Origin of the sequence: Paraburkholderia sp. BCC1876, assembly GCF_902833695.1 — a bacterium.
GTDB lineage: Bacteria > Pseudomonadota > Gammaproteobacteria > Burkholderiales > Burkholderiaceae > Paraburkholderia.
In genome coordinates, this window is the sequence record NZ_CADFGI010000003.1 from 500,900 (window position 1) to 526,566 (window position 25,667).

21 protein-coding genes are annotated in these 25,667 nt (G+C 65.4%); 14 read left to right on the top strand and 7 right to left on the bottom strand.

Features of this window, described 5'->3' with window-relative positions; genetic code table 11:
- Positions 1-206 precede the first annotated feature (206 nt).
- The 5 genes from HWY05_RS14050 to HWY05_RS14070 all read left to right on the top strand — a co-directional run bounded on the left by HWY05_RS14050 (position 207) and on the right by HWY05_RS14070 (position 6,817).
- Positions 207-722: a cupin domain-containing protein gene (locus HWY05_RS14050; RefSeq protein WP_035548116.1), complete on the top strand. Its 516-nt coding sequence runs from the start codon at positions 207-209 to the stop codon at positions 720-722.
- 265 nt (positions 723-987) lie between these two features.
- Complete coding sequence (locus HWY05_RS14055) at positions 988-2,652, top strand: ABC transporter substrate-binding protein (protein WP_176058728.1); 1,665 nt, start codon at positions 988-990, stop codon at positions 2,650-2,652.
- Between the two features lie 30 nt (positions 2,653-2,682).
- Entirely contained in the window at positions 2,683-3,720 is a 1,038-nt protein-coding gene (locus tag HWY05_RS14060) for an ABC transporter permease (RefSeq protein WP_244146607.1), read from the top strand.
- Positions 3,717-4,592: an ABC transporter permease gene (locus tag HWY05_RS14065; protein ID WP_176058729.1), complete on the top strand. Its 876-nt coding sequence runs from the start codon at positions 3,717-3,719 to the stop codon at positions 4,590-4,592. The genes HWY05_RS14060 and HWY05_RS14065 overlap by 4 nt, the downstream gene beginning before the upstream one ends.
- Positions 4,589-6,817, top strand: a complete 2,229-nt coding sequence (locus tag HWY05_RS14070) for an ABC transporter ATP-binding protein (protein ID WP_035548129.1) — start codon at positions 4,589-4,591, stop codon at positions 6,815-6,817. The genes HWY05_RS14065 and HWY05_RS14070 overlap by 4 nt, the downstream gene beginning before the upstream one ends.
- A 502-nt stretch (positions 6,818-7,319) precedes the next feature.
- Here HWY05_RS14070 and HWY05_RS14075 read toward each other — a convergent pair.
- Positions 7,320-7,556, bottom strand: a complete 237-nt coding sequence (locus HWY05_RS14075; RefSeq protein WP_176058730.1) for a hypothetical protein — start codon at positions 7,554-7,556, stop codon at positions 7,320-7,322.
- A gap of 182 nt (positions 7,557-7,738) precedes the next feature.
- On the opposite strand from HWY05_RS14075, the gene HWY05_RS14080 reads away from it, so the two are divergent.
- Both HWY05_RS14080 and HWY05_RS14085 read left to right on the top strand, forming a co-directional pair.
- Positions 7,739-8,290: a hypothetical protein gene (locus tag HWY05_RS14080; RefSeq protein ID WP_176058731.1), complete on the top strand. Its 552-nt coding sequence runs from the start codon at positions 7,739-7,741 to the stop codon at positions 8,288-8,290.
- Between the two features lie 293 nt (positions 8,291-8,583).
- Positions 8,584-9,075 carry a hypothetical protein gene (locus HWY05_RS14085; RefSeq protein ID WP_035548134.1) on the top strand — a complete coding sequence of 164 codons (492 nt, stop codon included), beginning with the start codon at positions 8,584-8,586 and terminating at the stop codon, positions 9,073-9,075.
- A 12-nt stretch (positions 9,076-9,087) separates the two neighbouring features.
- On the opposite strand, the gene HWY05_RS14090 is transcribed toward HWY05_RS14085, so the two are convergent.
- Positions 9,088-9,933 carry an aldo/keto reductase gene (locus tag HWY05_RS14090; RefSeq protein WP_176058732.1) on the bottom strand — a complete coding sequence of 282 codons (846 nt, stop codon included), beginning with the start codon at positions 9,931-9,933 and terminating at the stop codon, positions 9,088-9,090.
- A 141-nt stretch (positions 9,934-10,074) separates the two neighbouring features.
- Here HWY05_RS14090 and HWY05_RS14095 point away from each other — a divergent pair, with 141 nt between their 5' ends.
- The gene (locus HWY05_RS14095; protein ID WP_035548140.1) at positions 10,075-10,821 is read left to right on the top strand and encodes a GntR family transcriptional regulator; all 747 of its coding nucleotides are present in this window, start codon (positions 10,075-10,077) and stop codon (positions 10,819-10,821) included.
- 31 nt (positions 10,822-10,852) lie between these two features.
- Here HWY05_RS14095 and HWY05_RS14100 read toward each other — a convergent pair whose 3' ends face one another.
- Positions 10,853-12,241 (bottom strand): CoA transferase, encoded by a 1,389-nt coding sequence (locus HWY05_RS14100; RefSeq protein ID WP_176058733.1) that lies wholly within the window; start codon positions 12,239-12,241, stop codon positions 10,853-10,855.
- A 128-nt stretch (positions 12,242-12,369) separates the two neighbouring features.
- Here HWY05_RS14100 and HWY05_RS14105 point away from each other — a divergent pair, with 128 nt between their 5' ends.
- Positions 12,370-13,593 (top strand): citrate synthase family protein, encoded by a 1,224-nt coding sequence (locus HWY05_RS14105; RefSeq protein WP_035548146.1) that lies wholly within the window; start codon positions 12,370-12,372, stop codon positions 13,591-13,593.
- A gap of 24 nt (positions 13,594-13,617) precedes the next feature.
- Here the strand turns inward: HWY05_RS14105 and HWY05_RS14110 are convergent, their stop codons facing one another.
- Entirely contained in the window at positions 13,618-13,923 is a 306-nt protein-coding gene (locus tag HWY05_RS14110) for a DUF2917 domain-containing protein (RefSeq protein ID WP_035548149.1), read from the bottom strand.
- 173 nt (positions 13,924-14,096) lie between these two features.
- On the opposite strand from HWY05_RS14110, the gene HWY05_RS14115 reads away from it, so the two are divergent.
- From HWY05_RS14115 to HWY05_RS14125, 3 genes are all read left to right on the top strand, one after another.
- A complete protein-coding gene (locus tag HWY05_RS14115) occupies positions 14,097-15,515 on the top strand; it encodes a PLP-dependent aminotransferase family protein (RefSeq protein WP_176058734.1) in 1,419 nt (472 codons plus the stop codon).
- Positions 15,516-15,621: 106 nt separating this feature from the next.
- Positions 15,622-17,097: a multidrug transporter subunit MdtD gene (gene mdtD / locus HWY05_RS14120; RefSeq protein WP_176058735.1), complete on the top strand. Its 1,476-nt coding sequence runs from the start codon at positions 15,622-15,624 to the stop codon at positions 17,095-17,097.
- A gap of 234 nt (positions 17,098-17,331) precedes the next feature.
- Entirely contained in the window at positions 17,332-18,606 is a 1,275-nt protein-coding gene (locus HWY05_RS14125; RefSeq protein ID WP_035548158.1) for an EAL domain-containing protein, read from the top strand.
- Here HWY05_RS14125 and HWY05_RS14130 read toward each other — a convergent pair.
- Positions 18,562-19,707 carry a sigma-70 family RNA polymerase sigma factor gene (locus HWY05_RS14130; protein ID WP_176058736.1) on the bottom strand — a complete coding sequence of 382 codons (1,146 nt, stop codon included), beginning with the start codon at positions 19,705-19,707 and terminating at the stop codon, positions 18,562-18,564. The two genes, HWY05_RS14125 and HWY05_RS14130, sit on opposite strands and share 45 nt — an antisense overlap.
- A 270-nt stretch (positions 19,708-19,977) precedes the next feature.
- On the opposite strand from HWY05_RS14130, the gene clpP reads away from it, so the two are divergent.
- Entirely contained in the window at positions 19,978-20,625 is a 648-nt protein-coding gene (gene clpP / locus HWY05_RS14135) for an ATP-dependent Clp endopeptidase proteolytic subunit ClpP (RefSeq protein WP_176058737.1), read from the top strand.
- A gap of 253 nt (positions 20,626-20,878) precedes the next feature.
- Complete coding sequence (locus HWY05_RS14140) at positions 20,879-22,402, top strand: NYN domain-containing protein (RefSeq protein WP_035548166.1); 1,524 nt, start codon at positions 20,879-20,881, stop codon at positions 22,400-22,402.
- Positions 22,403-22,621: 219 nt separating this feature from the next.
- Here HWY05_RS14140 and HWY05_RS14145 read toward each other — a convergent pair whose 3' ends face one another.
- Both HWY05_RS14145 and HWY05_RS14150 read right to left on the bottom strand, forming a co-directional pair.
- Complete coding sequence (locus HWY05_RS14145; protein ID WP_244146616.1) at positions 22,622-24,316, bottom strand: PQQ-binding-like beta-propeller repeat protein; 1,695 nt, start codon at positions 24,314-24,316, stop codon at positions 22,622-22,624.
- 389 nt (positions 24,317-24,705) lie between these two features.
- The gene (locus tag HWY05_RS14150) at positions 24,706-25,275 is read right to left on the bottom strand and encodes a glycine zipper family protein (RefSeq protein WP_035548169.1); all 570 of its coding nucleotides are present in this window, start codon (positions 25,273-25,275) and stop codon (positions 24,706-24,708) included.
- Positions 25,276-25,667 lie beyond the last annotated feature (392 nt).

A 25,667-nucleotide genomic window follows, 5' to 3' on the forward strand; every position in this document is an offset into this window, starting at 1 on the left:
GCACGCGTCGTGCGCCATAAGCTCCGTCACGCGCAAGCGGGCGGCTCATAGGCTCACGACTCGAACAAGCCCGTCCCCTGTGGACGGGCTTTTTTCATTCAACGGACGCACGTTCACCCGCCGGTTTCCGAACGTTTGCGAACGTGCAAAAATGCAGGACGGCGCCATGCCGATCGGCGGGACCGACGCCCACGAGGAGACACATCATGAGCCAGGATCACGAACATCCGCATTACAAGGCCGAGCAACCGGCGGAGCCGGTCGATTGGCGCGAGCACGGCGTGAAGGTCATCAAGGGCGATCAGCTCGACAGCAATACCGCCCAGACGCCGGGCATGAATCGCGCGGCCGCGATCAACGCCGCGCGGGTCGGCGCGCAGAAAATCTGGGCCGGCACGGTGACGATTCATCCGAATGCGAAGACCGGCGCGCATCATCACGGCGCGCTCGAAAGCGTGATCTACGTGGTGCGCGGCCAGGCGCGCATGCGGTGGGGCGAACACCTCGAGTTCACCGCCGAAGCCGGTCCCGGCGACTTCATCTTCGTGCCGCCGTACGTGCCGCATCAGGAGATCAACGCGAGCACCGACGACCCGCTCGAATGCGTGCTGGTGCGCAGCGACAACGAGGCCGTGGTGGTCAATCTGAACATCGACGCGGTGGAAGCACCGGAAACGGTTTTCTGGGTCGATCCGATTCACAAGCATCCACACGATCATTGACTCGCGGCCGCCGTCGCGAGGCGGCTTCGCAGAACGTTGTGATGGCGATACACAGCGGCCCTTTTATCCGCCGATCCGCAACCCGGCAGCGCGGCAAGCGCGCCGGATCGCAGAGCAATCGCTTACACTGAAGCCGTTTTACGCAGCTTTTCGCTACCCCGCGTACGCCGCTGCGCTTTTTTCACCGCCCTAACGTCGCCGCTCGCGCGCGCGTCTCGTGCGGTCCTTCAGAACCGGCAGCAGAAACGGACTGGACACTCCTTCGATGAAGACTCCCGCGGACCGATTCCCCGACCTCGACGCAGCCCGCCTCACCGCCGACGCGTACGGCCACCACGCCCTCGACGAATTCGTCGCCGGCCGCCTGACGCGCCGCGAACTGCTGCGCTATGCGAGCGTGATCGGTTTGTCGCTGGTGGGCGGTGGCGTGCTGAACGCGCCGCGTGCCCGCGCCCAGGGTAATGCAGCCGCGTCCAATCAGACGATCCGTGTGGCCCACCTGACGCCCGCGGGCGCGGTCGATCCGCTCACCGTCACGGACGCCGCGAGCCTCGCGCTGCTGAACCAGACCGGTGAATTCCTGATCGACGACGACGGCGAAAAACTCGTGCTGAAGCCGGCGCTCGCGTTGTCGTGGAAGCCGAACGACAAGGGCGACGTGTGGACCTTCACGCTGCGCCCCAACGTCAAGTTCCACGACGGCCAGGTGTTCGGCGCCAAAGACGTGGTCGCCACCTTCGACCGCCTCGCCGATCCGGCGAGCGGCTCGGCGGCGCTCTCGGTGCTCAAGGGCGTGCTGTCGAAAGGCGGCGCGAAAGTGGTCGACGACCACACGGTCGCGTTTCATCTGGACGCGCCGAACGGCAACTTTCCGTACTACGTTTCCTCGGACAATTACAACGCCGTGATCCTGCCCGCCAATTACGCGGGCGGTTATGAAAAGAGCTTCATCGGCACGGGTCCGTTCAAGCTCGAAAAGTATCAGGCCAAGGTCGGTGCGTCGTTCGTGCGCAACCCGGATTACTGGGGCGAAAAAGCGTTACCGCAACGCGTACAGTTCTCCTTCTACGCCGACGAACAGGCACAGTTGCTCGCACTGCAAGGCCATCAGGCGGACGTGATGGGCACCTTCACCGTGCAGGGCGGCGCCAGCATTCTGAACAATCCGGAGTACAAGGCCGTCGGCGTGAAGTCGAGCGCGCACCGGCAGATTCACATGCGCAACGACAGTCCGCTGTTCAAGGACAAACGTGTGCGCCAGGCGCTGGCGTTGTCGCTCGATCGCGACGTGCTGGTGCGCGGGCTCTTCAAGGGTCGCGCGCAACTCGGCAACGATAGTCCCTTCGCGCCGGTGTTTCCGTCGTCGGACGCGGGCATTCCGCAACGCAAGCTCGACGTCGCGAAGGCGAAGCAACTGCTCGCGCAGGCCGGCGTGCCGAACGGCTTCGACGTGACGCTGACCACCGAAAAGTACATGGAGATTCCCGATCTCGCGGTCGTCGTGCAGAACGCGGCGAAAGCGATCGGCGTGCGCATCAACCTGAAGGTCGAGAGCCAGTCGCTGTATTACGGCGCCGGCACGCCGGGCAAATCGGACTGGCTCGACTCGCCGCTCGGCATCACCGACTACGGTCATCGCGGCGTGCCGAACGTGTTCCTGAATGCGCCGCTCACCAGCACCGGCACATGGAACGCCGCCCACTTCAAGAACCCGCAATACGATCAACTGGTTGCGCAATTCGTCGCCGCGGTCGATCTCGGCACGCAGAGGAAAATCTCCGGGCAGATCCAGACGCTGTTGCTCGACGAGACGCCCGTCATCATTCCGTTCTTCTACGATCAATTGATCGCGATGCGTAAGGGCGTGAACGGCGTGCGCTTCACCGCGCTCGCGCAACTCTATTTCGACCGCGCGGTGTTGAGCGCGTAAGCGCCGGCGCGTCTTCGGCAGGAGCTCACGATGTCGACCACGGTGACCCCGCCCACTTCACCCACGTCGCCTGCCCCGCCCACGCGTTCGGTCGCCGGCGGCAACGCGGCGCGCGTCGTGCGTTTTCTTGCGACGCGCGTGGGCTTGTCGCTGATCACGCTGTGGCTGCTCTCGGTGATCGTGTTCGCGGGCGGCCAGTTGCTGCCCGGCGATATCGGCCGCGCGGTGCTGGGGCCGCTCGCCGATGCGCGCGCGGTCGCCGCGCTCAATCATCAGCTCGGCGCGGATCGACCGCTGCTCACGCAATACGTCGAGTGGATTTCGCATTTCCTGCGCGGCGATATGGGGCTTTCGTACGCGTACCGTGAGCCGGTCGGCCCGTTTATCGCCGACGCGCTCGCGCATTCGGCCAAGCTCGGTCTGCTCGCCTTTATCGTGGTCGTGCCGCTCGGCATTGCGGGCGGCGTGTGGTCGGCCATGCACGCGGGGCGCTGGCTCGATCGCACGATCAGCATTGCCGGTTTGTCGGCGACCGTGGTGCCGGAGTTCGTTTCGTCGATCGTGCTGATTCTGGTGTTCGGCATCTGGCTGCAATGGCTGCCGATCGAAGCGTCGTATCCGCCCGACGCGAGCGTGCTCGAACAACTGCGCCATCTGATTCTGCCGGTGCTGCCGCTGGTGCTGGTGTTCTTCGGCTACATCGCGCGCATGGCGCGGGCGGGCACCGTCGAGGCGCTCGACGCCGACTACACCCGCACCGCGATTCTCAAGGGCCTGCCGCGCCGTGTCGTGATCTGGCGGCACGTATTGCGCAACGCGCTGTTGCCCACCATCACCGTGGCCGCGACGCAGCTCGGCTACATGATCGGCGGGCTGGTAGTGGTCGAGACGCTGTTCCACTACCAGGGCATCGGTTCGCTGATCTACAACGCCGCCAAGGCCAAGGACTTTCCGATGCTCGAAGCGGGCGTGCTGACCATCGGCGTGGTGTACACGGTGGCGAATCTCGTCGCCGATGCGCTGCACGTGCTGCTCAATCCGCGCTTGCGCGTGAGGAGCGCCGAATGAGCACGATCGTTCCGCCGACACCCGCTACCCCACGCGCGCTCGCCGAGCCGCGCTTCGATCAATTGCGCGTGCTGCTGCGTTCGCCCACTTTCGTGGTGGGGGTGGTGATCGTCGCGTGGTGGATTGTCTGCGCGCTCGCCGGGCAGTGGATCGTGCGGATCGACCCTTACGCGTCCGATCCGCTCAATTCGCTGATGCCGCCCGACCGCACGCACTGGTTCGGCACCGACCAGCTCGGTCGCGACGTGTTCTCGCGCGTGATCGTCGGCGCGCGCGACATTCTGACCATCGCGCCGCTGGCCACGCTGCTCGGCACCGTGGCGGGCACGACCCTGGGCCTGATCGTCGGCTATTTCGAAGGCTGGGTCGACAACGTGGTCGGCCGCGCGATCGACGCCGTGCTCGCGCTGCCGCTCGTGATCGTCGCGCTGCTCGCGCTGGCCGCGGTCGGCGCGTCGAACTTCACGGTGATCCTCGTGATCGGCATCACCTTCACGCCGATCACCGCGCGCACCGTGCGCGCCGCCGTGTTCGCCGAACGCCATCTCGACTACGTGGCCGCCGCGCAACTGCGTGGCGAACGCGCGCCATACATCATGTTCGCGGAGATTCTGCCGAATGTGCTGCCGCCGATCATCGTCGAGGCCACCGTGCGGCTCGGCTATGCGATCTTCGCGGTCGCCACGCTGTCGTTTCTCGGCTTCGGCATTCAGCCGCCTTCCGCCGACTGGGGCCTCGCGCTCTCCGAGTCGTACACGCTGATGGCCGGCGGCGCCTGGTGGACCGTGGTGTTCGCGGCAGGTGCAATCGCGTCGCTGGTGGTCGGCGTCAATCTGATCGCCGACAGCGTGCAAGGCGTGCTCGACCGATGAACGGCCCGCCGCCCTCCTCCTTCCCCGCCTTCGATGTGTCGAAGAGCGACCGCACCGACGCGCTGACCGTCGTCGGCCTGACCGTGACGTACCGGATGCGCGGACGCGATCGCGAAGTGCTGCAGGACGTATCGTTTCGCGTGCGACGCGGCGAGGCGTACGGACTCGTCGGCGAATCGGGCTGCGGCAAATCGACGGTCGCGATGGCCACGCTGCGCTATCTGCCGCGCAACGGCAAGGTGAAAGCGGGCAAGATCGTGATCGCCGGCGAAGACGTGCAGAAGCTCGACGCCGACGCGCTGCGCCATCTGCGCGCGAATGCGATTTCGATCGTCTATCAGGACCCGGGGCGCGCGCTGAATCCGTCGCTGACGATCGCGCGGCAAGTCTCCGAAGCATTCGAAGCGGCTGGCGTCGCGCGCGACGAAGCACTGCGACGCACGCGCGAGATGCTGCAGCGCGTGCGCATCGCGGCGCCCGAGCGGGTGATGGAGAGCTATCCGCATCAACTGTCGGGCGGTATGCAGCAGCGCGTGGTGATCGCCATGGCGCTCGCGTCGAACCCCGCGTTGCTGATTCTCGACGAACCGACCACCGGCCTCGACGCCACCGTCGAAGCCGAAGTGCTCGACCTCGTCGCGCAGTTGCGCGAAGAACTCGGCACCGCCGTGCTGTTCATCAGCCATAACCTCGCGGTGATCGGGCGGATGTGCGAGCGCGTCGGCGTGCTCTACGCGGGCAAGCTGGTCGAGGAAGGCGCCACTCAGGACGTCTTCACGCGGCCGCGCCATCCTTATACGGTCGGGCTGTTGCGCTGTTTGCCGACAGCCGGACGCAGCAAGGACAGCGAGCGGCTCGACACGATCGCGGGCAGTCTGCCGCTGCCGGGCTCGGTCACGCAGGGCTGCATCTACGCGGAGCGCTGCCGTCTCGCCGACGACCGCTGCCGTCGCGAAGCGCCGCCGCCGTATCGGGTGAGCGCCGCGCATGGCGATCAGATGTCGCGCTGCCATTACCACGAACGCGCGCTTGAATTGCCGCGCGCGTCCGCTGAGGTCGCCGAGGCGGCTGAGGCCACGTTGCCGGAACGCCGTCCTGAGTCGTTTGATAGCGACGCGCGTCCGCTCGTGCTGCGCACCGACAAACTCTCGAAGACTTTCCATGTGGGCGGCGCACCGTTGCGCGCGGTCGACAATGTTTCGATCGACCTCGCGAGCGGCGAGACGCTTGGCCTCGTCGGCGAATCGGGCAGCGGCAAGACGACGCTCGCCAAGCTGATGCTCGGCCTGCTCACGCCGGACGCCGGCAGCGTGCTCGAACTCGACGGCGCGCCCCTCGCCGCGCGCGTGACGCGGCGCAACGACGAACAGGTCAAGTCGCTGCAGATCGTGTTCCAGAACCCGGACTCGGCGCTCAATCGCGCGCATTCGGTCAAGCGTTTGATCGGCCGTGCGCTGTCGCGGCTCACGCCGTTGCGCGGGCCCGCGATCGACGAACGGCTCGCCACGCTGACGGCCGCCGTGCGTTTGCCGGAGCGCTATCTCGGCTCGCGCACGCGCCAACTGTCCGGCGGGCTCAAGCAGCGCGTGGCGATTGCCCGCGCGTTTGCCGGCGAACCGCGCGTGGTGGTCTGCGACGAACCGACCTCCGCGCTCGACGTCTCCGTGCAGGCCGCGATTCTCAATCTGCTCGCCGACTTGCAGCGCGAGCGCGGCGTGAGTTACGTTTTTATCTCGCACGATCTGCACGTGGTGCGCTATCTGGCCGATCGCATCGCCGTACTGTATCTCGGCCGACTGCTGGAAATCGGACCGGCGGCCGCGGTGTTCGGCGGGCCGCATCATCCTTATACCGAGGCGTTGCTGTCTTCCGTACCGACGCTCGATACCACCCACGACGCTCAGGCCGACGGCACCGGCCGCCCCGCTCGCAAGCGTATCCGGCTGTCCGGTGATCTGCCGAGCGCGGCCTCACCGCCGTCCGGTTGCGTGTTCCACACACGCTGCCCGCGCAAGCTCGGCGCGATCTGCGAAGAGCAGGACCCGCCGTTCGTCGATGCCGGCGGCGTCGACGTGAACGGTGGACAAGCGGCCGTGCATCGCATCCGCTGTCATATCCCTATCGACGAATTGCGCACCCTGCAAGCCGCCTCGCGCGACGACGCAGGCACGCTCCCTGGCAACGGCGCCGACAGCGCGCCGGAAAGCGCCGGACGCAGCGAATAACGCGGCATCGCGCGGCGTCTCCTGAGTTTCAGGGCCGCGCGTTTCATCGCCGAAACGTTTTCCGGTGTTTTTTCAACGCCGGCATCGCACACCCCTATTCGACGCCTGTGGCCGCAAGGCTTTGCGGTCAGTGGCATGGATATCGCTAAGTAGTGTCCAGACATAGGAACGCAGGCGCCCCGGCAAGCGGGCGCGGCAACCGATGGGGAATCAGATAAAAAAACCGGCGAGCGCATCTCAGCGTAACGACTGCGCACGCGCGTTTCAAACGACAACAAACGAGCGATTGACGAGTATCGGCAAAACAGACTCGGGGGCGCGGCGAAGCCCGCAACAGACAGGTCCGCCGCCGCGGAATCAGCATGAGAGATGGCGGCAGCGAGGCGCCGGCGTTCCTCGGGAGAGATGTGATGAAGACCACCAGATATAAACGGTATTACTTCGGGGTCCTGCGGAGCGCGGCGATCGTAGCAGGCGTCACCGCGTTGGCCACTCAACTCGCTTACCCGGCATCGACCGATGTGATCCCGAAGTGGATCGTGCTCGCCGATGCGCCGCTGCCGGCCAGCGGCACGCAAGGCACGACGCGCTCGCTCGCGCAGGCCGACGGCGCAACGGCCGGTGAATTGACGACGGGCATGGCCGCCGGCGAATCGGCGACGGGCGCCGCGCCCGGCGACACGACCGCCGCCGACGACGCCGCCGCGATCTTCCAGCCGCAAGGCTGCGAGGGCGTCAATATTGCGGGCTGCGGCCATCATGGCGGCGGCAGCGGCAGCAACGGTGCAGCGAGCGGAGGCAACAGCGGCGCGGGTGCGAATGGTAGTGGCGCGGCGGGCGGTGCGGCGGGTGGTGCAGCTGGATCGGGCAGTGGCAGCGGCAGCGGAAGTTCTTCGGGTACGGGTGGTAAGGGAAATAGCGGTGGAAGCAGCGGTGGTGGAAGCAGCGGTGGTGGAAGCAGCGGTGGCGGTAGCAGCGGTGGAAGCAGCAGCGGCGGCGGAAGCAGCGGCGGTGGAAGCAGCGGCGGTGGAAGCAGCGGTGGCGGAAGCAGCGGCGGTGGAAGCAGCGGTGGTGGAAGCAGCGGTGGTGGAAGCAGCGGTGGCGGTAGCAGCGGTGGAAGCAGCAGCGGCGGCGGAAGCAGCGGCGGTGGAAGCAGCGGTGGCGGAAGCAGCGGCGGTGGAAGCAGCGGTGGTGGAAGCAGCGGCGGCGGAAGCAGCGGTGGCGGTAGCAGCGGTGGCGGCAGCAGCGGCAGCAGCGGGAGCGCCGGCTGTGGTTGCGGCGGCTCCAGCGGCGGCCCAAGCGGTGGCAAAGGCGGTGGTTTCGGTGGTGGCTTTGGCGGTGGCTTCGGTGGCGGTTTCGGCGGTGGCTTTGGCGGAGGCTTCGGCGGCGGTCACGGAGGCAAGGGTGGCAGCGGTAACGGCGGTGGCAACGGCGGAGGAAACGGGCACTAGCAATCGCCCGTTTCATAGGTAGGGGGCCCCCGCGCCCTACCCTCGCCGACGACACGGCCGGCTACCGTGCGCTGTCCGCTGGCATCGGCGGTGATGTCTCGATCCCCCGGTCGAGCGTCACCGCGCGAGGCCGGTTCAGTCAGACGACACGTCCATGCCAACCGGCCGTCAATCGGCCTCGTCACGCGCAGCGCGGCACACCAACGCGCTCGCTGGCGACAGCGACCCAAACGGGCAAAGTCGGTGCCCGCCTGGAACCAAACCGCATCGATCGCCTCATATCAGATTCAACGTTCGATATGAGGGCACCACAACATGCAACGAAACGTCCCCCCCTTCGCAACACGCGTGGCATCTGGCCTGCTGATGGCCGCCGCGCTGGGCCTCGCATCGCTCGCTCATGCGCAAACCCCGGCGCAAACACCCGCGCAACCCGCACAGGCGGCCGCGCCGCTGTCACCCACGCTGTCGCAAGCGGCGCCGCCGGTCGACCCCAGCTTTTCCGCCTACTCGCTCGCGCAGACCTGCAAGCAGAAGAACGACAACGTCGCGCAGGGTCAATGCGTCGGCGCGATCCGCGGGATCATCCACGGTTATCAGTACGGCGTGCTGTTCCTCGGTCAGCGTTCCGCGTTGCCGGCCAATGAAACCCAGCGCGTGTCGCTGTGCCTGCGCAACACGCAGGTGTCGTCGATCGTCGACGATTTCATCACCGACGCCGCGCAAGTCAGCGACGATTCGCTTAAGCACACCCCCGCGGAAGTCGCGGTGCTAGGCTCCGTGCACCTGCATCACAGTTGCAATTAAAGGCGGCCGCGCTCACAGCATTTCGAGCGCCCGCTTGCTGCGCGGCGGTTTGAAGTAAGCGTCGAGCGCCGCGAGCTCATCGGCGCCGAGCCGCAGTTGCGACGCGCGATGGTTGTCCCGCACATGCTCGACGCGCCCCGCTTTCGGAATCGCGAACACGCCCGGCTCGCGCAACACCCACGCGAGCGCCACCTGAAACACCGAGACGCCGCGCGCGTCGGCGATATCGTCGAGCGGCGAGCGCTTCGGCAAGCGAGCGTGATCGACCGGGCTGTACGCCATCGCCGGCATCTTGTGCGCGGCAAGCCATGGCAGCAGGTCGAACTCCGGCCCGCGACGCGCCACGTTATAGAGAATCTGATTGGTCGCGCAGGCGTCCCCGCCGGGTGTCGCGACGAGTTCTTCCATATCGTCCGTGTCGAAATTGCTGACGCCCCAATGGCGGATCTTGCCCGCCCGGCGCAGCGCCTCGAAACCTTCGACCGTTTCCGCGAGCGGCACCGAGCCGCGCCAGTGCAGCAGATACAGATCGAGCTGGTCCGTCTTCAACCGTTTAAGGCTCTGTTCGCAGGCCGCGATCACGCCGCGCCGGCTGGCGTTATGCGGATACACCTTGCTGACCAGAAACACCTGATCGCGCAAGCCGGCGAGCGCTTCGCCGACTAGCTGTTCGGTCGCGCCGTCGCCGTACATTTCCGCCGTATCGATCAGCGTCATGCCCAGTTCGATCCCACAGCGCAGCGCGGCGATTTCGGCGGCGCGCCGCGTCGGCACCTCGCCCATTTCCCACGTGCCCTGCCCCAGTTTTGGAATGCGTTCGCCGTCGGGCAGGCTCACGCTTGCGATATCGCTCGTCATGCTGACTCCTCGAAGTGGCCGAAAAACACACGACGAGTTTAGCGGCTGAATGGGCATTCGATCCGGCACCAGGCAAAAGCCCGCTATAACGCAGCGCGCCGATGTCATAGAATTGCCGCTTGCCCTTCTTGCGTGAGCCCCATGAACTCTGCCTCGGAAGACCGCTGGCGCGACCTGCGCCCGGACCCGGAAAACGACACGCCGCTGTATCTGCAACTTGCCCGCAAGCTCGGCACCGCGATTCACGAAAACCGCTGGAACGCCGGCGAGGCCCTGCCCTCGGAGCGCGTGCTGTCCGAGGCGCTTGGCGTATCGCGCATCACGTCGCGCAAGGCGATCGCGTTGCTGGTCGAGCAAGGCCTGATCCGGCGCACGCAGGGTGCGGGCAGTTTCATCACACCGCGCTATGAAGATCCGCTGTCGCGTCTGTCGAGCTTTAGCGAAATGCTGCGGCGGCGGGGCTTCACGCCGAGTTCGAAGTGGCTGTCGCGCGAAATCCTGCCGGCCAATCGCGACGAAGTGATTCAGCTCGGCTTGTCGCCGGCGGCGGCGGTCACGCGTTTGCGGCGTTTGCGGCTGGCCGACGGCATCGTGATGGCGGTGGAGAACTCCACTTTCCCTTCTGCGGTGATTCCCGATCCTCAGGCTATCGGCGATTCGTTGTACACGTACCTTGAACAGCGCGGACTGACGATCGTGCGCGCGCTGCAGCACTTCCGCGCGGTGAATGCGAGCGACGAAATCGCGCAGCAGATGAGCATCGCGCCGAACGACGCGCTGCTGCTGATCACCCGCGTGGGCTATACCGCCGACCAGCGGGCCATCGAATTGACCGACACGTATTGCCGCAACGATTACTACGACTTTGTCGCAGAGTTGCGGAAGTAGGCAACGCGGCCGTTAGCGCTAAGCGCGGCCACTACCACCTGGCCTCGTGCGCGCCTGGCCGGGCCGGCGGCAACGCGAAAAACGCCGGCGTTTCGTCCAGCTCTTCGGCGGGCAACACGCCCAGCACGCGGCCGAAGTCGGAGGCCACCGTCCCCAGACAATCGCGTACGTCATCGATCGACACATCGGGCGCTTTCCAGCCATCGGCAATCTGCCCGAACGACTGCAACCAGCGTCCCGTTTGCGCCAGCGAAAGCCGCACGTGCCAACTTCCACCTTCAGTCGCGCGCCGCGCCAACGCGACCATCGCACCGAACGCGGCGAGGTAACCGGTCGCGTGATCCAGCGCCTGACACGGTAGATGTTTCGGCTCGGTCCAGCCCGCCGCCTGCCGCTCGGTCGACGCAATGCCGCTCGCCGACTGCACCAGGCTATCGAAGCCACGCCGTTGCGACCACGGTCCCTCGTGTCCATACGCGGACACCGACACATACACGATGCCCGGCCGGATCCGCGCCAGTTCTTCGGGACCGAAGCCACGCGCCGCCAGCGCGCCGGGGCGATAGGCCTGCAAAAACACGTCGGCACCGCCGGCAAGGCCGCGCAAGGTTTCACGTCCGGCCGCCTCGCGCAGATCGACCAGCGCCGAGCGCTTGCCGCGTCCATTGTCGATCACCAGCGGCGCAATGTTCGGCAGATGCGGGCCGTTGATCATCAGCACGTCCGCGCCGTGTTGCGCAAGCGCGCGCCCCGCCACCGGCCCCGCGATGATGCGCGACAGATCCAGCACCCGCACCCCCGCTAATGCCCGATTCGCGTCGCCTATACGCGGCGGTTCGACCGGCGCGTCGCCAATGCGCTCGATCTCGAACAGCGGCAAACCCGCGATCGCCTGCGCCTGGTCGAGCGTGGCCCACTCCTCGGGCGTGCGAATCAGCGCCGCGCAGAGGCCCGCATCGGCGAGCGTCTGGTCGAGCGTTGCACCGTCCCACTCGCGAATCGCGGCAGCTACCGCGGCAGGGCTGTTCTCGCAGCCGAGCACGGTCAACACCCCTTGCAGGTGATGCGGGAAATTCGTGTGCAGTTGAATCCAGCGGCCGTCGCGCGTCTCGTAGAAACCCATTACCGGATCGCGCAGTGCGGGCGGCGGGCCATCGTCGATACGCAAATACCGTTCGCTGCGAAACGACGCGAGCGCACGCCGCATCTGCACCGCGACATGCTGCCGGTGACCCGTGCGCAAGCGGTGATATTCGGCTGCCGCGAGACCGGTCGCGGCGATGGTCGCCGACGCCAGGCTGCCGACCCGGAAGACCGACGGCAAGCCCGGATCGTCACCGCTCAGCGTGACGGCGTGCAGCGCTGTCGGGTCGCAGCCCGCGAGCGTCCAGATCTGTTTGAGAGCGAGTTCAGGCGTCATGGCGTTCGTACCGAAGCGAGGGAAAGTGAAACCGAGTCTAGAATCCCCACCCTTCTCAATCAACCTTGATTATGATAATCAATATATATTGATTTCTTCGGTTCTTATCGGTTTTCATGCCCGCTCCCATGCCCGCCTCGAATTTTCTGACCGCACCGGAAGCCGCCGCCGCGCTCGGTATCAGCCTGCCCACGCTGTACGCGTACGTGAGCCGCGGCATGCTTCAGTCGATGCCGGATGCGCAAAGCAAGCACCGCCTCTACGACGCTGCGGAAGTGCGGCGCCTCGCCAAGCGCAAGGAAGACGGCAAGCGCGCCGGCAAGGTCGCGCAGAAGGTGCTGGACTGGGGCGTGCCGGTGCTCGAATCGTCGATCACGCTGGTGGCCGACGGCCGTCTGCTGTATCGCGGGCGCGATGCGATGGAACTGGCGGGTAGCGCGTCGCTCGAGGACGTGGCCGCGTTGCTATGGGAATGTAGCGAGCGACGCATCGCTCAAGCGCCGGCGGTGCCGTTCGCCGCCGCGCAGTGGAGCGCATGGCTGAAGCTGTGGGGCGACAGCACGCCGCTCGACCGCGCGCTCGTGCTGCTGCCGGCCGCCGCGGCGCAGATGCCGCGCGTGTGGGCGCTCGGCCGCGATGCGCAACTCGATACGGCGTGCGCCGTGATGCGCTTGCTGGCCGCCGCGATGATCTCGGCGTCACCGTCGAACGAACCGCTGCACCGGCAACTCGCGACCGCGTGGCAGGTGCGCAACCGTCAGCAGGCCGGGTTGTTGAGGGCGGCTCTGGTGGCCTGCGCGGATCATGAGCTGAATGCGTCGACATTTACGGTGCGCTGTATCACGTCGACGGGAACGCATTTGTTCGGTGCGGTGGCGGGCGGACTCGCCGCGTTGTCCGGGCCGCGACATGGCGGCGAAACCGTGCGGATCGCCGCGTTGCTCGAAGAAGCGTCGCGCGCGCCCGATCTCGACCGTTATCTCGCGAACCGTTTCGCGCGCCTCGAACACGGCGCGCATGGGCCGACGCTGTCGGGCTTCGGGCATCCGCTGTATCCGGATGGCGATCCGCGCGCACGCGTCCTGCTGAGCATGCTCGCCGATTGCGCGCCGGCCCGCTCGCCGCTTGGCGACGTGCTCGCGCTGGCGCGCACGGTGCACGACACGACCGGCGCACAACCGAACGTGGACTATGCGCTGGTGGCGATCGAACGCGTGCTCGGCCTGCCGGCCGGTGCGGCGTTCACGTTATTTGCGGTGGGCCGGGTGATCGGCTGGATCGCGCACGCCATGGAACAGGCGCGCGACGGCCGCTTGATCCGGCCACGCGCGCGCTACGTTGGAGACTATTAGGCTGTATTGGGCTGGCTCAGGCTATCAAGCCGCACTCAACCAGCGCGGCAGCCAGGCGAACATCGACAAGCCCGGAATCAGCTTGGCCACCACCTGTTCCGAGCCGCTCGCCACCGCGAAACGTGCGCCGGCCTGACCGGCGCTGATCCACGCCACCGCATGCCGCGGCAACTCGACCGATTCGCCGGTGGCGAGCCAATGATCCATGGTTTCGCCTTCGACGGTCAGCCAGATCTCGCCCGAGATCACCTTGAAGATCGACGGCCGCGCGACACGCCAGGCCGCCACGGGTTCGCCCTGTTCCAATTCAAAAATCCGGACTTCACGCATCGCCGTTCTCCTTCAAAGAACTTTTCTGTTGTGCCGATTATTGACGTAGGATCATCGGATACCCATGCACAGTTCCGAACACTTTCATCGGAACTGTTCAGTCAAAAAACCGTACAGTTGTCAGGTCGAGGCGTCGAGGCATCGTCTCGGCCAACGGTGAAGGAGAGAACCGCATGAAACTCGACATTCAGCTCGATCGGGACAACGGCGTGCCGCTGACCGAGCAGATCGTCACCGGTGTTACCGGCTGGATCCGGGCGCGCACCGCGCATCCCGGTTCAAAGCTGCCGTCTATCCGCCAGTTTGCCGCCGACTACGGCGTGAGCCGCTTTCCCGTGATCGAGGCGTATGACCGGCTGGTGTCGCTCGGCTATGTCGACTCGCGCCACGGGTCGGGCTTCTATGTGGCCGACCGGCAACCGATGGGCACGACTTGCCAGGGCACCTCGGATCCGCGCCGCGCCGAAGAGGACACGGACCACCTGCTGCAGCAGTTCAACCACCCCGGCGAAACGCTCAAGCTCGGCAGCGGTTTCATTCCGGAAGCGTGGCGCGACACGGACAGCATCGCGCAGGCAATCCGCCACGTCTCGCGCACCGACCCCGCGAGCATGGTCGACTACGCCACCCCGTTCGGCAACATGGCCTTACGCGAGCATCTGCAGGCGCGCATCGGCCAGTTGGGGATTCAGGCGGACACCTCGCAGATCGTGATCACCAACGGCGCGAGCCAGGCGTTCGATCTGCTGATGCGCTACATGCTCAAGGCCGGCGACACGATCTTTGTCGAAGACCCCGGTTACTACAATCTGTACGGTCTGCTGAAGCTGCACGGCGTGAAACTGATCGGCATTCCGCGTACCCGCAACGGGCCCGACCTCGACGTCATGCAGGCGCAGTTGAAGTTGCACCGGCCCAAGCTGCTGTTCATCAACACCGTGTTCCACAACCCGACCGGCACCACGGTCGCGCCGCCGGTCGCCTTCCGGCTGCTGCAACTGGCGCGCGAACACGGCTTCTCGATTATCGAAGACGATATCTACGCCGATCTGCAGACCGATATCACCGACCGTCTCGCCACGCTCGATCAACTCGAACATGTGATCTACGTGGGCGGTTTGTCGAAGACGCTGTCGTCGTCGTTACGGATCGGCTGCGTGGTGGCGAGCCCGGCGATCATCAAGGATCTGGTCGACATCAAGATGCTGACGAGCATCGGCGGCTCGCGCTTTGCCGAAGCGGTCGCGGCCACGCTGCTGGAGCGCGGCGCGTACCGCAAGTACCTGGAGCGGCTGCGCCGCCGCATGCGCGAGGCGCTCGGCTCGACTATCCAGACGCTCGAAAGCGCCGGCTGGGAGCTGTTCGATAAGCCCGTGGGCGGCAAGTTCGTCTGGGCTCGCGTGCCGCATGTCGGCAATGCGCAGCGGCTGGTGGAGTGCGGCGCGACGATGGGCGTGACGGTTGCGCCGGGCCACTATTTCCGGCCAGGTATGGAAGTGAGTCCGTGGACGCGGATCCATATCGCGTTCGGCAACGACCCGTTGGCGCAAGCGTTTTTTCGCGCGGCGGCGGCGTTGCCGGCGTCGGAGTGAGGTCGTGTGCGGCGGTGTGCGGCATGCCCGCTGCGTCGCCCCGCGCTTTTCCCTAGAATAGCGAGTCCCTGCCCGTTCCGGGTCTCCGCGTTCCCAGCCGCTCTCCATGACCACGCCGCCGACCCTGCCCGCCACCCCCTCCGACGCTGCACCGTCGTCGCCTTCGCCTTCGCCCTCGCCCCGCTCGCTGACCGTGATGCTGTGGCTGGTCGCCACCGGCTTCTTCATGCAGACGCTGGACTCGACCATCGTCAACACCGCGCTGCCCGCCATGGCGACGAGCCTCGGCGAATTGCCGCTGCGCATGCAGTCGGTCGTAATCGCCTATTCGCTGACGATGGCGGTCATGATCCCGGTCTCAGGCTGGCTCGCGGATAAGCTCGGCACGCGGCGCGTGTTCTTCAGCGCGATCCTGGTGTTCGCGATCGGCTCGCTGCTGTGCGCAAACGCGCATACGCTCAACCAGCTCGTGATCTTCCGTATCGTGCAAGGCGTGGGCGGCGCGATGCTGCTGCCGGTCGGACGGCTCGCGGTGCTGCGCACCTTTCCGGCGGAACGGTACCTGGCGGCGTTGTCGTTCGTGGCGATTCCCGGTTTGATCGGACCGCTGATCGGCCCGACGCTCGGCGGCTGGCTCGTGAAGATCGCCTCGTGGCACTGGATCTTTCTGATCAACGTGCCGGTGGGGATTGTCGGTTGCATCACCACGTTTATCTTCATGCCGGACAGCCGCAACGAACACGTCGGCAAATTCGACATGAAAGGCTACCTGCTGCTGGTGGTGGGCATGGTCGCCATCTCGTTCGCGCTCGACGGCCGCACCGAGTTCGGCATTCAGCACGCTACGGTGCTGGTGCTGCTGATCCTGAGCCTCGCCGCGTTCGTTGCGTACGGCCTGCATGCCGTGCGCGAACCAGCGCCGATTTTCTCGCTCGACCTCTTCAAGATTCACACGTTCAGCGTCGGCCTGCTCGGCAATCTGTTCGCGCGGATCGGCAGCGGCGCGATGCCTTATCTGATTCCGCTGCTGCTGCAGGTGAGTCTCGGCTATAGCGCATTCGAAGCCGGCATGATGATGCTACCGGTCGCGGCGGCGGGCATGGCGTCCAAACGGCTCGTGACAAAGCTGATCGTGAAATACAGCTATCGCAGCGTACTGATCGTCAACACGGTGCTGGTCGGCCTGACCATGGCGAGCTTTGCGCTCACCAGCGCGAATCAGCCGCTATGGCTGCGGCTCGTGCAACTGGCGTTCTTCGGCGGCGTCAACTCGATGCAGTTCACCGCGATGAACACGTTGACGCTCAAAGACCTGGGCACCGGCGGCGCGAGCAGCGGCAACAGTTTGTTTTCGCTGGTCCAGATGCTGTCGATGAGCCTCGGCGTGACGATTGCCGGCGCCCTGCTCGCGACCTTCACCGGCTTGTTGCCGCGCGTGACGGCGGCCAATTCGCTGCCCGCGTTTCACGCGACCTTCCTGTGCGTGGGGATCATCACGGCGGGCTCGTCGTGGATCTTCGCGCAACTGGCGCCGGACATTCGCACGCCGGCGAAAAAGACGGATCCTTCGGAGCGGACCTGAGGGAGTGGCCCGCCGACCCGCAACAGGGCGCGGGCCGCACCAGCGAAGTGCGAATCGTGGCCTTCGCGCCCGCGCTGGCGCACAATCGCCGCTGGAGACCGTGGTCAGCGAGCACGCGTAGTGTGTTTCCGCGCGCGCATAGTTCTTGCTCGCCTATCCTGTAAACTCCCATTTAGCGCGTGCGGACTCGTGTTGAGCATGCAGGCGCACCGCCACCTCCACACGACTGACAAGATGAGCATGATCGAACTCGATCCTCCCGGCTTCCAGCCCCCTCGCCCGATGGCCGGCGACGAAGGCTCCCGGCGCACCGTTCTGTACGGCGGCTACACCGTCTTCAGCGTGTTTCAGCCCGTTTTCTCGGTGTCGCACCGGCGCGCTATCGGCTACCACGCTTCGCTGCGCGCGCACGACGAGCACGCGAAGCAAGTGCCCTCGCACGAAGTCTTTACGCAGGCCGCGCGACGCGGCGACCTGCTGGAACTCGGGCGGCTCGCCGAATCGCTGCATCTGGGCAACTTCAACGCGTTCGACAGTCACGACGAATGGCTCTTTCTGAGCCTGCACCCGGCTGCGCTGATGGACACCAGTTACGGCGACGCACTGCTCGCCGGCCTCAAGGCGCTCGGGTTGCCGCCGCAGCGCGTCGTACTGGAAGTCTCGGAGCAGGCGGGCGGCGAAACCACGCGCTTTGCCGAAATCATCGACTCGCTGCGCAAATCCGGCTTCCTGATCGCGCTCGACGGCTTCGGCGCCAAGCACTCGAACATTGACCGCGTGTGGAACCTGCGGCCGGACATCGTCACGCTCGACCGCTGCATTCTCGCGCAAGCCAGCGAACACTCGCACATCGAGCGGGTGTTGCCGGGCCTCGTCTCGCTGCTGCATGAATCCGGGCAACTGGTGCTGATGGGCGGACTCAGCACCGAGCGCGACGCGCTGATCGCGCTCGAATGCAACGTGGACTTCGTGCAGGGCGCGTTCTTCGCGGGCGCGAGCGTCGAACCGGTCAAGCCGCAGGCCGCGGCCGGCCTGATGGACTCGCTTTCCGCCGCGCTGCGCGAACGCGTCGCCGCACGCGAACGCGCCCAGTCGGCCCGCCTCGCCCCTTATGTCACGGCGCTGGAAACCGCCGCCGCGCAACTGGTTGCCGGCGAGTCGGTTGCGCAAGCCACCGCGCCGCTGCTCACGCTCGGCGAGACGGCACGCTGCTTCGTGCTGGACGGCTCAGGCCGGCAGATCGGCGACAACGTGCTGCCGCCGGGTCGCGCCTCGCAACGCGCGAAGCGATTCCGGCCGCTGCTGCATTCGGAAGGCGCAAGCTGGGAACGCCGGCCTTACTTCATCCAGGCAATGCGCGCGCCTGGCCGCGTGCATCTGACGCCGCCTTACCTGTCGATCAACGAAGCCCACCTCTGCGTGACCGCCTCGATCGCCGCGCATACACCGAACGGCACGCAGGTGCTATGCGTAGACATCAACTGGGAAGTCGCGGCGCACCGCAACTGACACCACCGCCTCCCGCTGGATTCGCGCGAGCAGCTGGATGATCGCCGCGCGTCCCAGCGCACGGTTGGCCGATTGCAAACGCGCGGCGCTGGTCACCGCGCGCAATGCGACGATCTTCGGCGAATCGCTCGGCAGACCGCCCGTGGATACGTCGATCACGCCGACGACCTCGCCCTCGCAGATCAGCGCAACGCAGGTGGCACCGCCCACCGACACGATCTCCGCATGGCGTGCTTGCCGCGCCAGCGACGTGACTTTCTCGATCCAACCCGCCACCGCCGGTTCGTGTGTTGCGAACACGGGGGTTGAGGTGGGTGTGGGCAGGGGTCGGGGTGCGGAGGCGAACGCGGATGCCTGTGCTTGCGCCTGCCCCTGCGCTGATTCCAACGCCGAGGTCTGTGCCGACGCTGATACCAATACCTGTGCCTTTGCCAATGCGGACACTTGGGCCGGTTCAAATGCACTCGGTGCCACGTCGCTGACCACTTCCGGCGCTTCACTGAAGAGCCGCAGCAGGCCGGCGCGATCTTGCGCCTCCAGCGCGCAACGCAGCCGCTCGACGATCCGTGCGTGTGCGGCCGGGTCGGGTCGCTCCAACGGCGCGCCGGCACGCCGCAGACGCTCCTTCGCCCGATGGACGATCTGCCGGCAGGCGCCCGGCGTGCGCTCAAGAATCTTCGCGATCTCCGCGTAATCGCAGTCGAAAGCCTCGTGCAGCACGAAGGCCGCGCGTTCGTCGGGTTTCAGCCGTTCGAGCAGCAGCATCACGCCATACGACATCTCCGCGGCGCGCAAGGCCAGTTCCTCCGCCGACGGCGCCACGTCATCGAGCCAGGGCTCCGGCAACCAGCCGGCAGCTTGCGACGCCCGCTCGCGCTGCACGTGCCGCAGCCGATCGATCGCCGTGCGTGTGGTGAGCGTGGTGAGCCAGGCCGCCGGCGTCTGCACCTCTTGCGTGGCGGCGAGATGCCATTTGAGCCAGACGTCCTGGACCACGTCTTCCGCTTCCGCACGGCTGCCGAGCATTCGGTACGCCAGCGCGAACAGGCGGGCGCGGGCGGCCTGGAAGCTGGATGCCTTGTCGATTACTTGTTCCGTCATGCGTGGACCTCCGGATCGTGCTTAGTAGTGAGCGCGCGGCGCCTGCCTGGCTGCCTGCGGGATTTCAGACGCGCGCTGCAAATCGGCATCCTTTTCAGCTTGACGTGCCAGCGATCCCCGATGTGACAGCGGCACGCAAAAATATTCCTGTCACGCTGCCGGCCGCGCCGTCGTCATATGAGCAGAAACCGGCGCATCGGGCGCGCGGTTCGACGAATCAGCCGCCGCGCTACCGGGTCACGGTGCCGCGCCGCCTGTCACGAGGCACTTATGCAATCCAGCTACCCTTCCATCACCGGTCTCGGCCTCGTGCCGACCGTCATCGAACAGTCCGGTCGCGGCGAGCGCGCTTACGACATCTATTCCCGTCTACTGCGCGAGCGGATCGTGTTTCTGGTCGGGCCGGTGAACGAACAATCGGCCAGCCTGATCGTCGCGCAGTTGCTGTTTCTGGAATCCGAGAATCCCGACAAGGATATTTCTTTTTACATCAATTCGCCGGGCGGATCGGTGTACGACGGCATGGCGATTTACGACACCATGCAATTCATCAAGCCGGAGGTCTCCACGTTGTGCACGGGCTTTGCCGCGAGCATGGGCACCTTTCTGCTGACCGCGGGGCAGCGTGGCAAGCGCTATGCGTTGCCGAACGCGCGCATCATGATTCACCAGCCCTCCGGCGGCAGCCAGGGCACAGCGGCGGATGTCGAGATTCAGGCCAGAGAGGTGCTCTATCAGCGCGGTCGGCTGAATGCCATGATGGCCGGATGCACCGGGCGCAGCGTGGAGGAAATCGAGCGCGACACCGACCGTGATAACTTCATGTCGGCGCATGACGCAAAGGCATATGGGCTCGTCGATGAAGTGCTGGAAACGCGTGCGGCGCTCGGTAGTCCGACCCGCCATCAGGAGAGGTAGCCCGGCGCTTGGTACGGCTTGCACGGTCGGCACACGCAGCGTGGCGCCCGGCATGTCGCTGTAGCCCGGCACGCCGCCGCGCCACCGAGCAGCGCGAAGCGGCGCTGGGCACGTCGCCGAAAACCCGATTCACCCGCGCATTTTCCCGTCCCGCATCGGTGCGCCATGAACACAAAAGCTGATCACCTCCGCTGGAATCGCTATCATGGTCGCGATTCGTCGAATTCGGCGAATCGCTTCAATGGAGATATACATGGCGTCATCCAACGAAACCGTCAGCATGGCGCTATTCTGCGACTTCGAAAATGTCGCGCTCGGCGTGCGCGACGCGAAGTACGACAAGTTCGATATCAAGCTGGTGCTCGAACGTCTGTTGCTCAAGGGCAGCATTGTCGTGAAGAAAGCCTATTGCGACTGGGATCGCTACAAGAGTTTCAAAGGCGCAATGCACGAGGCCAATTTCGAATTGATCGAGATTCCGCACGTGCGCCAGTCGGGCAAGAATTCCGCCGACATCCGGCTCGTGGTCGACGCGCTCGACCTGTGCTACACCAAATCGCACGTCAATACGTTCGTGATCATCAGCGGCGACTCGGATTTCTCGCCGCTGGTGTCGAAGCTGCGTGAGAACGCCAAGCAGGTGATCGGCGTTGGCGTGCAGCAATCCACGTCCGATCTGCTGATCGCGAACTGTGACGAGTTTTTCTTTTACGACGACCTCGTGCGCGAGAGTCAGCGCGCGGTCGCCAAACGCGAATCGTCGCGCCCGCAACAGGCCGCCCAGCCGGCAGCCAAACGCGCACCCGACGAAGAGAAAAACCGCAACAAGGACGACCTCGAAAAACGTCGCACGAAAGCGGTCGAGATCGCGGTGCAAACGTTCGACGCGCTCGCTTCCGAACGCGGCGACAGCGGCAAGATATGGGCGTCCGTGCTGAAGAATGCGATCAAGCGTCGCAAGCCGGATTTCAACGAGACGTACTACGGTTTCCGCGCCTTCGGCAATCTGCTGGAAGAAGCGCATGCGCGTGGTCTGCTCGAATTCGGTCGCGACGAGAAGTCCGGCGCGTATGTGTATCGGAGCACAGCCGCGAACGCGGCGAGCGAAAATGCGCAGGAACTGGCTGAAACCGTCGAATCCGCCGAGCAGTTGGATGAAACGCAGGTCGCCGAAACGGCGCCGGCCGAGTCGGGTGGAAAACACGAGTCGCGTCGTCGAAGCCGCGGCAATCGCAAGGCAGGCCGTGGTCAACAGGAAAGTGTCCAGGAAGAGCGCGCTAGCGTCGAACGTACCGTCGGCGTGCAAGCTGAACCGGACAACGCTGAACATGCGGACCATGCGGACAGTACAGACGACTACGCTCTGTCCACAGGCGAGCCGGCCTTCTTCGAGCAGCCGGTATTCCCGTGGCCCGGTCCGCAGAATTTTGAGCCTGCCCCGATCGCCATAGACGACGAAGAGGAAGCAGAGGAAAAAGACAAGGAACCGACCGGCAAGCCGACCGAGCGTCGCAACGCTCGCGCGCCGCGCAAGACTGCCGCGAAGAAAGCGAAGAAGAGCACGCCGCGAACGATCGACGACGTACCGGCGATCGCCGCGCCTGCTGAAGCATCGGCGGCGCCCGTTGAACGCGTCGAGCGCGTTGATCGCGCTGAAGCGGAAGAAGCGCCAGTAGCCACGAATCAGGCAGCCAAACCGGCCGCGAAAAAAGCCGCGCGCAAAGCAGCACCGCGCAGTCGTCGTCCTCGTAAAGCTGCCGCGAGCGACGCCGAATAAGCGCGCGGCGTTGGGCGCTACGCATGAAAATCAGATGCGTTACCCACCGTAATAAGAGCGCCCAATAGGAGCGCCGCAGCAACAGCGGCAACAAAGGCAACAGCGAAAAAAAGCCCCTGCTCATGCAATGCGAGCAGGGGCTTTTCTATTCCGAGTCAGCCCACAAAGCAAACCGCCATCAGTCAGTCCCGCCCAAACCACCACCCTAAACCTACACTCTCACAACAACCCAAACACCGCCACTCCATTCGTCGCCCCAACATAAACCTTCCCTCGCGCGATCATCGGCGTGATGAACTTGTTGCCCGCGCCCCATTGATCGCGCGTTCCTGCCTGATTGCTGTTGTACAACTCGCTCGCGAGATTACTGGCGTTGTACGCATGCAAAGCGCCAACCGTGCCGTTTTCCGCCGCCCACACGATCGCATTGCTCGACCCGTTGGCCGACACAGCCGGCGTCGCCCCAGGATAAGCAAACGTAGTCGCACTCTTTGACGCCGCCGTCGTCGCGAGATACGCACCCGTGATCGGCAATGCCTTCAGGCTATCGTTCCATCCGCCGTAGTACACCACGCCGCCGTAATAAGCCGGCGATCCCCAGATCCCGCCCGCCAACGTCCCAACCAGTTCCTGCCAGATATTGTTCGCGGTCGGACTGAATTTGCCCATCGAATCGCGATCGAGAATATAGATGTTGTTATCCTTGCCCGCCGTCACCGCAAGGTGTTTGACGACACCCGCTGCCGTGTTCTGATCCGGCAACAGCATCACGCCGCCCGAGCCGTAATCGTTGTCCGCGCTTGCCTCGGCTACAACGTTGTCCATCGCGAAGTAATCGGTGATCTGCAGCGTGCCCAAGGTCATCTTGATCGCCGAGTCGCCATAATCGCCATCCACGGGAAAGCCCTGCGCATTCAGCGTGGTGCCGAACGTCCCATTGGCGCCCACGGCGTACAGCGACGTGCCGTCCGACGACATCCCCGAGCCCGCCATCCAGAACGAGCCCTGACTGCCGTTCGGTGTCACGTCGAGCGAGCTGGTCTGCTTCAGCGTGTCGGCGTTATACGCCATGATCCAGCCGGTGTAAGCGCCCGACATGCAGTGCGAAGTCCAGCCCATATAGATGTTGCCGCCCACCAGCGTCAGCGCGGCGCGCTCCGTATACATCGACGCGCTAAAAGTGATGACGCCGTTGACACTGCCCGCGCCGTTGCCCGGAAAGCTCGCCGCGATCTCCGTCGGACCACCGAACAACTCCGCGCCGGTCGCCAGATCGAGCGCATGCAAACGATGGTGATAGTTGCCGCCGCCGTCTTTCGTCATCGCCACCGCGTACAGCACACCGTTCGGTCCACGGTTGCGGTCGATCACCGGCGTCGACGTGATGCCGATTTCAGGCGTGAAGTCCTGGCAACTGAAATTGTCGCTGGCGGTTTCGCCGCTGCCGGTCAGCGAGACCTGCCACAGCAGCGCGAAGGTGTTGGCGTCGTACGCATAGAGGCTGTCGTGCTCGGACGCGACGTAAACCACGTCGTGCGACGTGCCGCCAATCGAAAGGCTGGTGACGAATAGCGGTTGCGCGTCGACTTTGCCGTCGGCGGCGAGAAACGCGACTTTGCCGAAACTCGTGGAATTGACGTTGGCAGGCGTGAGCGTGGTTTCGGCGAGCATCTGGCCGGTGCGGCCAAGGTCGTTGTGATGCATCAGCACGTCGGTCGCGAAGGCAATCGTCGTGGTCGTCGAGGGTGTGGGCGTGGTGCCGGGCGAGCCGCTTCCGGTGCCGGTGCTGCCCGATCCCGAACCGGTCCCGCCCGTCGTGCCGCTACCGCTACCGCTCGCCGAGCCCGACGCCACCGTCGACGAGCCGCCCGAACCGCCGCCGCACGACACGAAGCAGGCCGTAACAAACGCCATCGCCAGCCACGCGCGCACGCGCGACCCCACGCTCGGATTGACCAGGCCGGTTTGCAGTCGCCGCATGTTCGCCTCGTTCGCGCGAAATCCGGCTCGCTCCGCACCCAGGGTAACGAAGTCAACAAGCAGATGTACCGGCCGGAAAGGACTGATGGTGCTGACTGATGGTACTGACTAAGGCTGCTCACCAAGCAGGACCGTCAGACAACCGGCGGCCGCAAAACCTCCTTTCAAACCTAGGCGTTTTGCCGGCGGCTTTGCCGCCATCCCTTCGCGTCTTTCCGCCAGATATGACAAATGTTTGGCAGCAATAAACCGGCCCGCTCCACCGGCCGGACCCCGCCAATCGACAGGGCCGGCATACCGATCCGATCGAGGTGGTCGGCCGGTCAGTAATACGGATAAGGCGAGTACATCACCGGCGGAGGAGCGTAGTAGCGCGGCGGCGGCGCGTAATAGTACGGCTGCGGCTGCACGTACACGGGCTGATAAGCGGGCTGCGGCTGCGAAATCGTATTGCCCTTCGACGTCATGCACTGGGCGTAGGAAGCGTCGTAGCGTGCTTGCAAACCCGCTGCGGAATACTGCGCGCCGTTCGCGCCATTCGCGCCGCCGAGCAGCAAGCCGCTGCCCGCGCCGATCGCCGCACCTGCGCCCGCATTGCCGGCAGCCGCACCGATCAGCGCGCCGACCGCGGCGCCGCCGAGCGTGCCGAGCGCCGCACTGTTCACGCTATTCGTCGTGGCGGCCTGGGAGGCCGTGCCATTGGGATCGGTGGACCGGTTCGCATAGTCGCGGCAGGCGTAGTCGTCCTGCTGGAACTGGCCGAGCGGCTCACCGCTGCGCGGCATCGCGACCACGCTCGGGCCGCTCGGCGGCATCACCGCGCATCCGCCGAGCGCAAGCGCCATGACGGCGACCGGTATCGCGATGCCAATCGATTTAGTGCTGGAGATCATCTTGGAGCGCTTCAGAAGCTATGGGAATTTAAACGTTAGGCCAATAGCGGCAACGCTTGGTTACGGGATCGTTACAGATCGTTTTTTTGCTTACAACCTGGCGTCGCCTCGCGCCGGCCGGGCGTGGCACAGCGAGGTGGTTCATTACACGCTTGCTGCGCCGACATATCGGGTAACGCTTGTAAGCGCATCCGCAACCTGTTTGCGACTTGAGCCGCCTAGACTGGCCTCCGCCCTGCCGCGCAATGGCGTCACTAAGGCGTGACCAGGGCGGCCGGCGTGACACGTTCAGAAGTGCATCCGAACGACGTCGTGCGGATTGCGGACGCGTCGCGCGCAGCGGCGTGCACACGACTCGGGCTCGACGGAAACCCGTCAACGACACATCAGGA

Bases quoted from the DNA above. Each gene is read 5' to 3' on its own strand.
- HWY05_RS14050 (WP_035548116.1), top strand. From the start codon at position 207: ATGAGCCAGGATCACGAACATCCGCATTACAAGGCCGAGCAACCGGCG.
- HWY05_RS14055 (WP_176058728.1), top strand. From the start codon at position 988: ATGAAGACTCCCGCGGACCGATTCCCCGACCTCGACGCAGCCCGCCTC.
- HWY05_RS14060 (WP_244146607.1), top strand. From the start codon at position 2,683: ATGTCGACCACGGTGACCCCGCCCACTTCACCCACGTCGCCTGCCCCG.
- HWY05_RS14065 (WP_176058729.1), top strand. From the start codon at position 3,717: ATGAGCACGATCGTTCCGCCGACACCCGCTACCCCACGCGCGCTCGCC.
- HWY05_RS14070 (WP_035548129.1), top strand. From the start codon at position 4,589: ATGAACGGCCCGCCGCCCTCCTCCTTCCCCGCCTTCGATGTGTCGAAG.
- HWY05_RS14085 (WP_035548134.1), top strand. From the start codon at position 8,584: ATGCAACGAAACGTCCCCCCCTTCGCAACACGCGTGGCATCTGGCCTG.
- HWY05_RS14090 (WP_176058732.1), bottom strand. From the start codon at position 9,933: ATGACGAGCGATATCGCAAGCGTGAGCCTGCCCGACGGCGAACGCATT.
- HWY05_RS14095 (WP_035548140.1), top strand. From the start codon at position 10,075: ATGAACTCTGCCTCGGAAGACCGCTGGCGCGACCTGCGCCCGGACCCG.
- HWY05_RS14100 (WP_176058733.1), bottom strand. From the start codon at position 12,241: ATGACGCCTGAACTCGCTCTCAAACAGATCTGGACGCTCGCGGGCTGC.
- HWY05_RS14105 (WP_035548146.1), top strand. From the start codon at position 12,370: ATGCCCGCCTCGAATTTTCTGACCGCACCGGAAGCCGCCGCCGCGCTC.
- HWY05_RS14110 (WP_035548149.1), bottom strand. From the start codon at position 13,923: ATGCGTGAAGTCCGGATTTTTGAATTGGAACAGGGCGAACCCGTGGCG.
- HWY05_RS14115 (WP_176058734.1), top strand. From the start codon at position 14,097: ATGAAACTCGACATTCAGCTCGATCGGGACAACGGCGTGCCGCTGACC.
- mdtD (WP_176058735.1), top strand. From the start codon at position 15,622: ATGACCACGCCGCCGACCCTGCCCGCCACCCCCTCCGACGCTGCACCG.
- HWY05_RS14125 (WP_035548158.1), top strand. From the start codon at position 17,332: ATGAGCATGATCGAACTCGATCCTCCCGGCTTCCAGCCCCCTCGCCCG.
- HWY05_RS14130 (WP_176058736.1), bottom strand. From the start codon at position 19,707: ATGACGGAACAAGTAATCGACAAGGCATCCAGCTTCCAGGCCGCCCGC.
- clpP (WP_176058737.1), top strand. From the start codon at position 19,978: ATGCAATCCAGCTACCCTTCCATCACCGGTCTCGGCCTCGTGCCGACC.
- HWY05_RS14140 (WP_035548166.1), top strand. From the start codon at position 20,879: ATGGCGTCATCCAACGAAACCGTCAGCATGGCGCTATTCTGCGACTTC.
- HWY05_RS14145 (WP_244146616.1), bottom strand. From the start codon at position 24,316: ATGGCGTTTGTTACGGCCTGCTTCGTGTCGTGCGGCGGCGGTTCGGGC.
- HWY05_RS14150 (WP_035548169.1), bottom strand. From the start codon at position 25,275: ATGATCTCCAGCACTAAATCGATTGGCATCGCGATACCGGTCGCCGTC.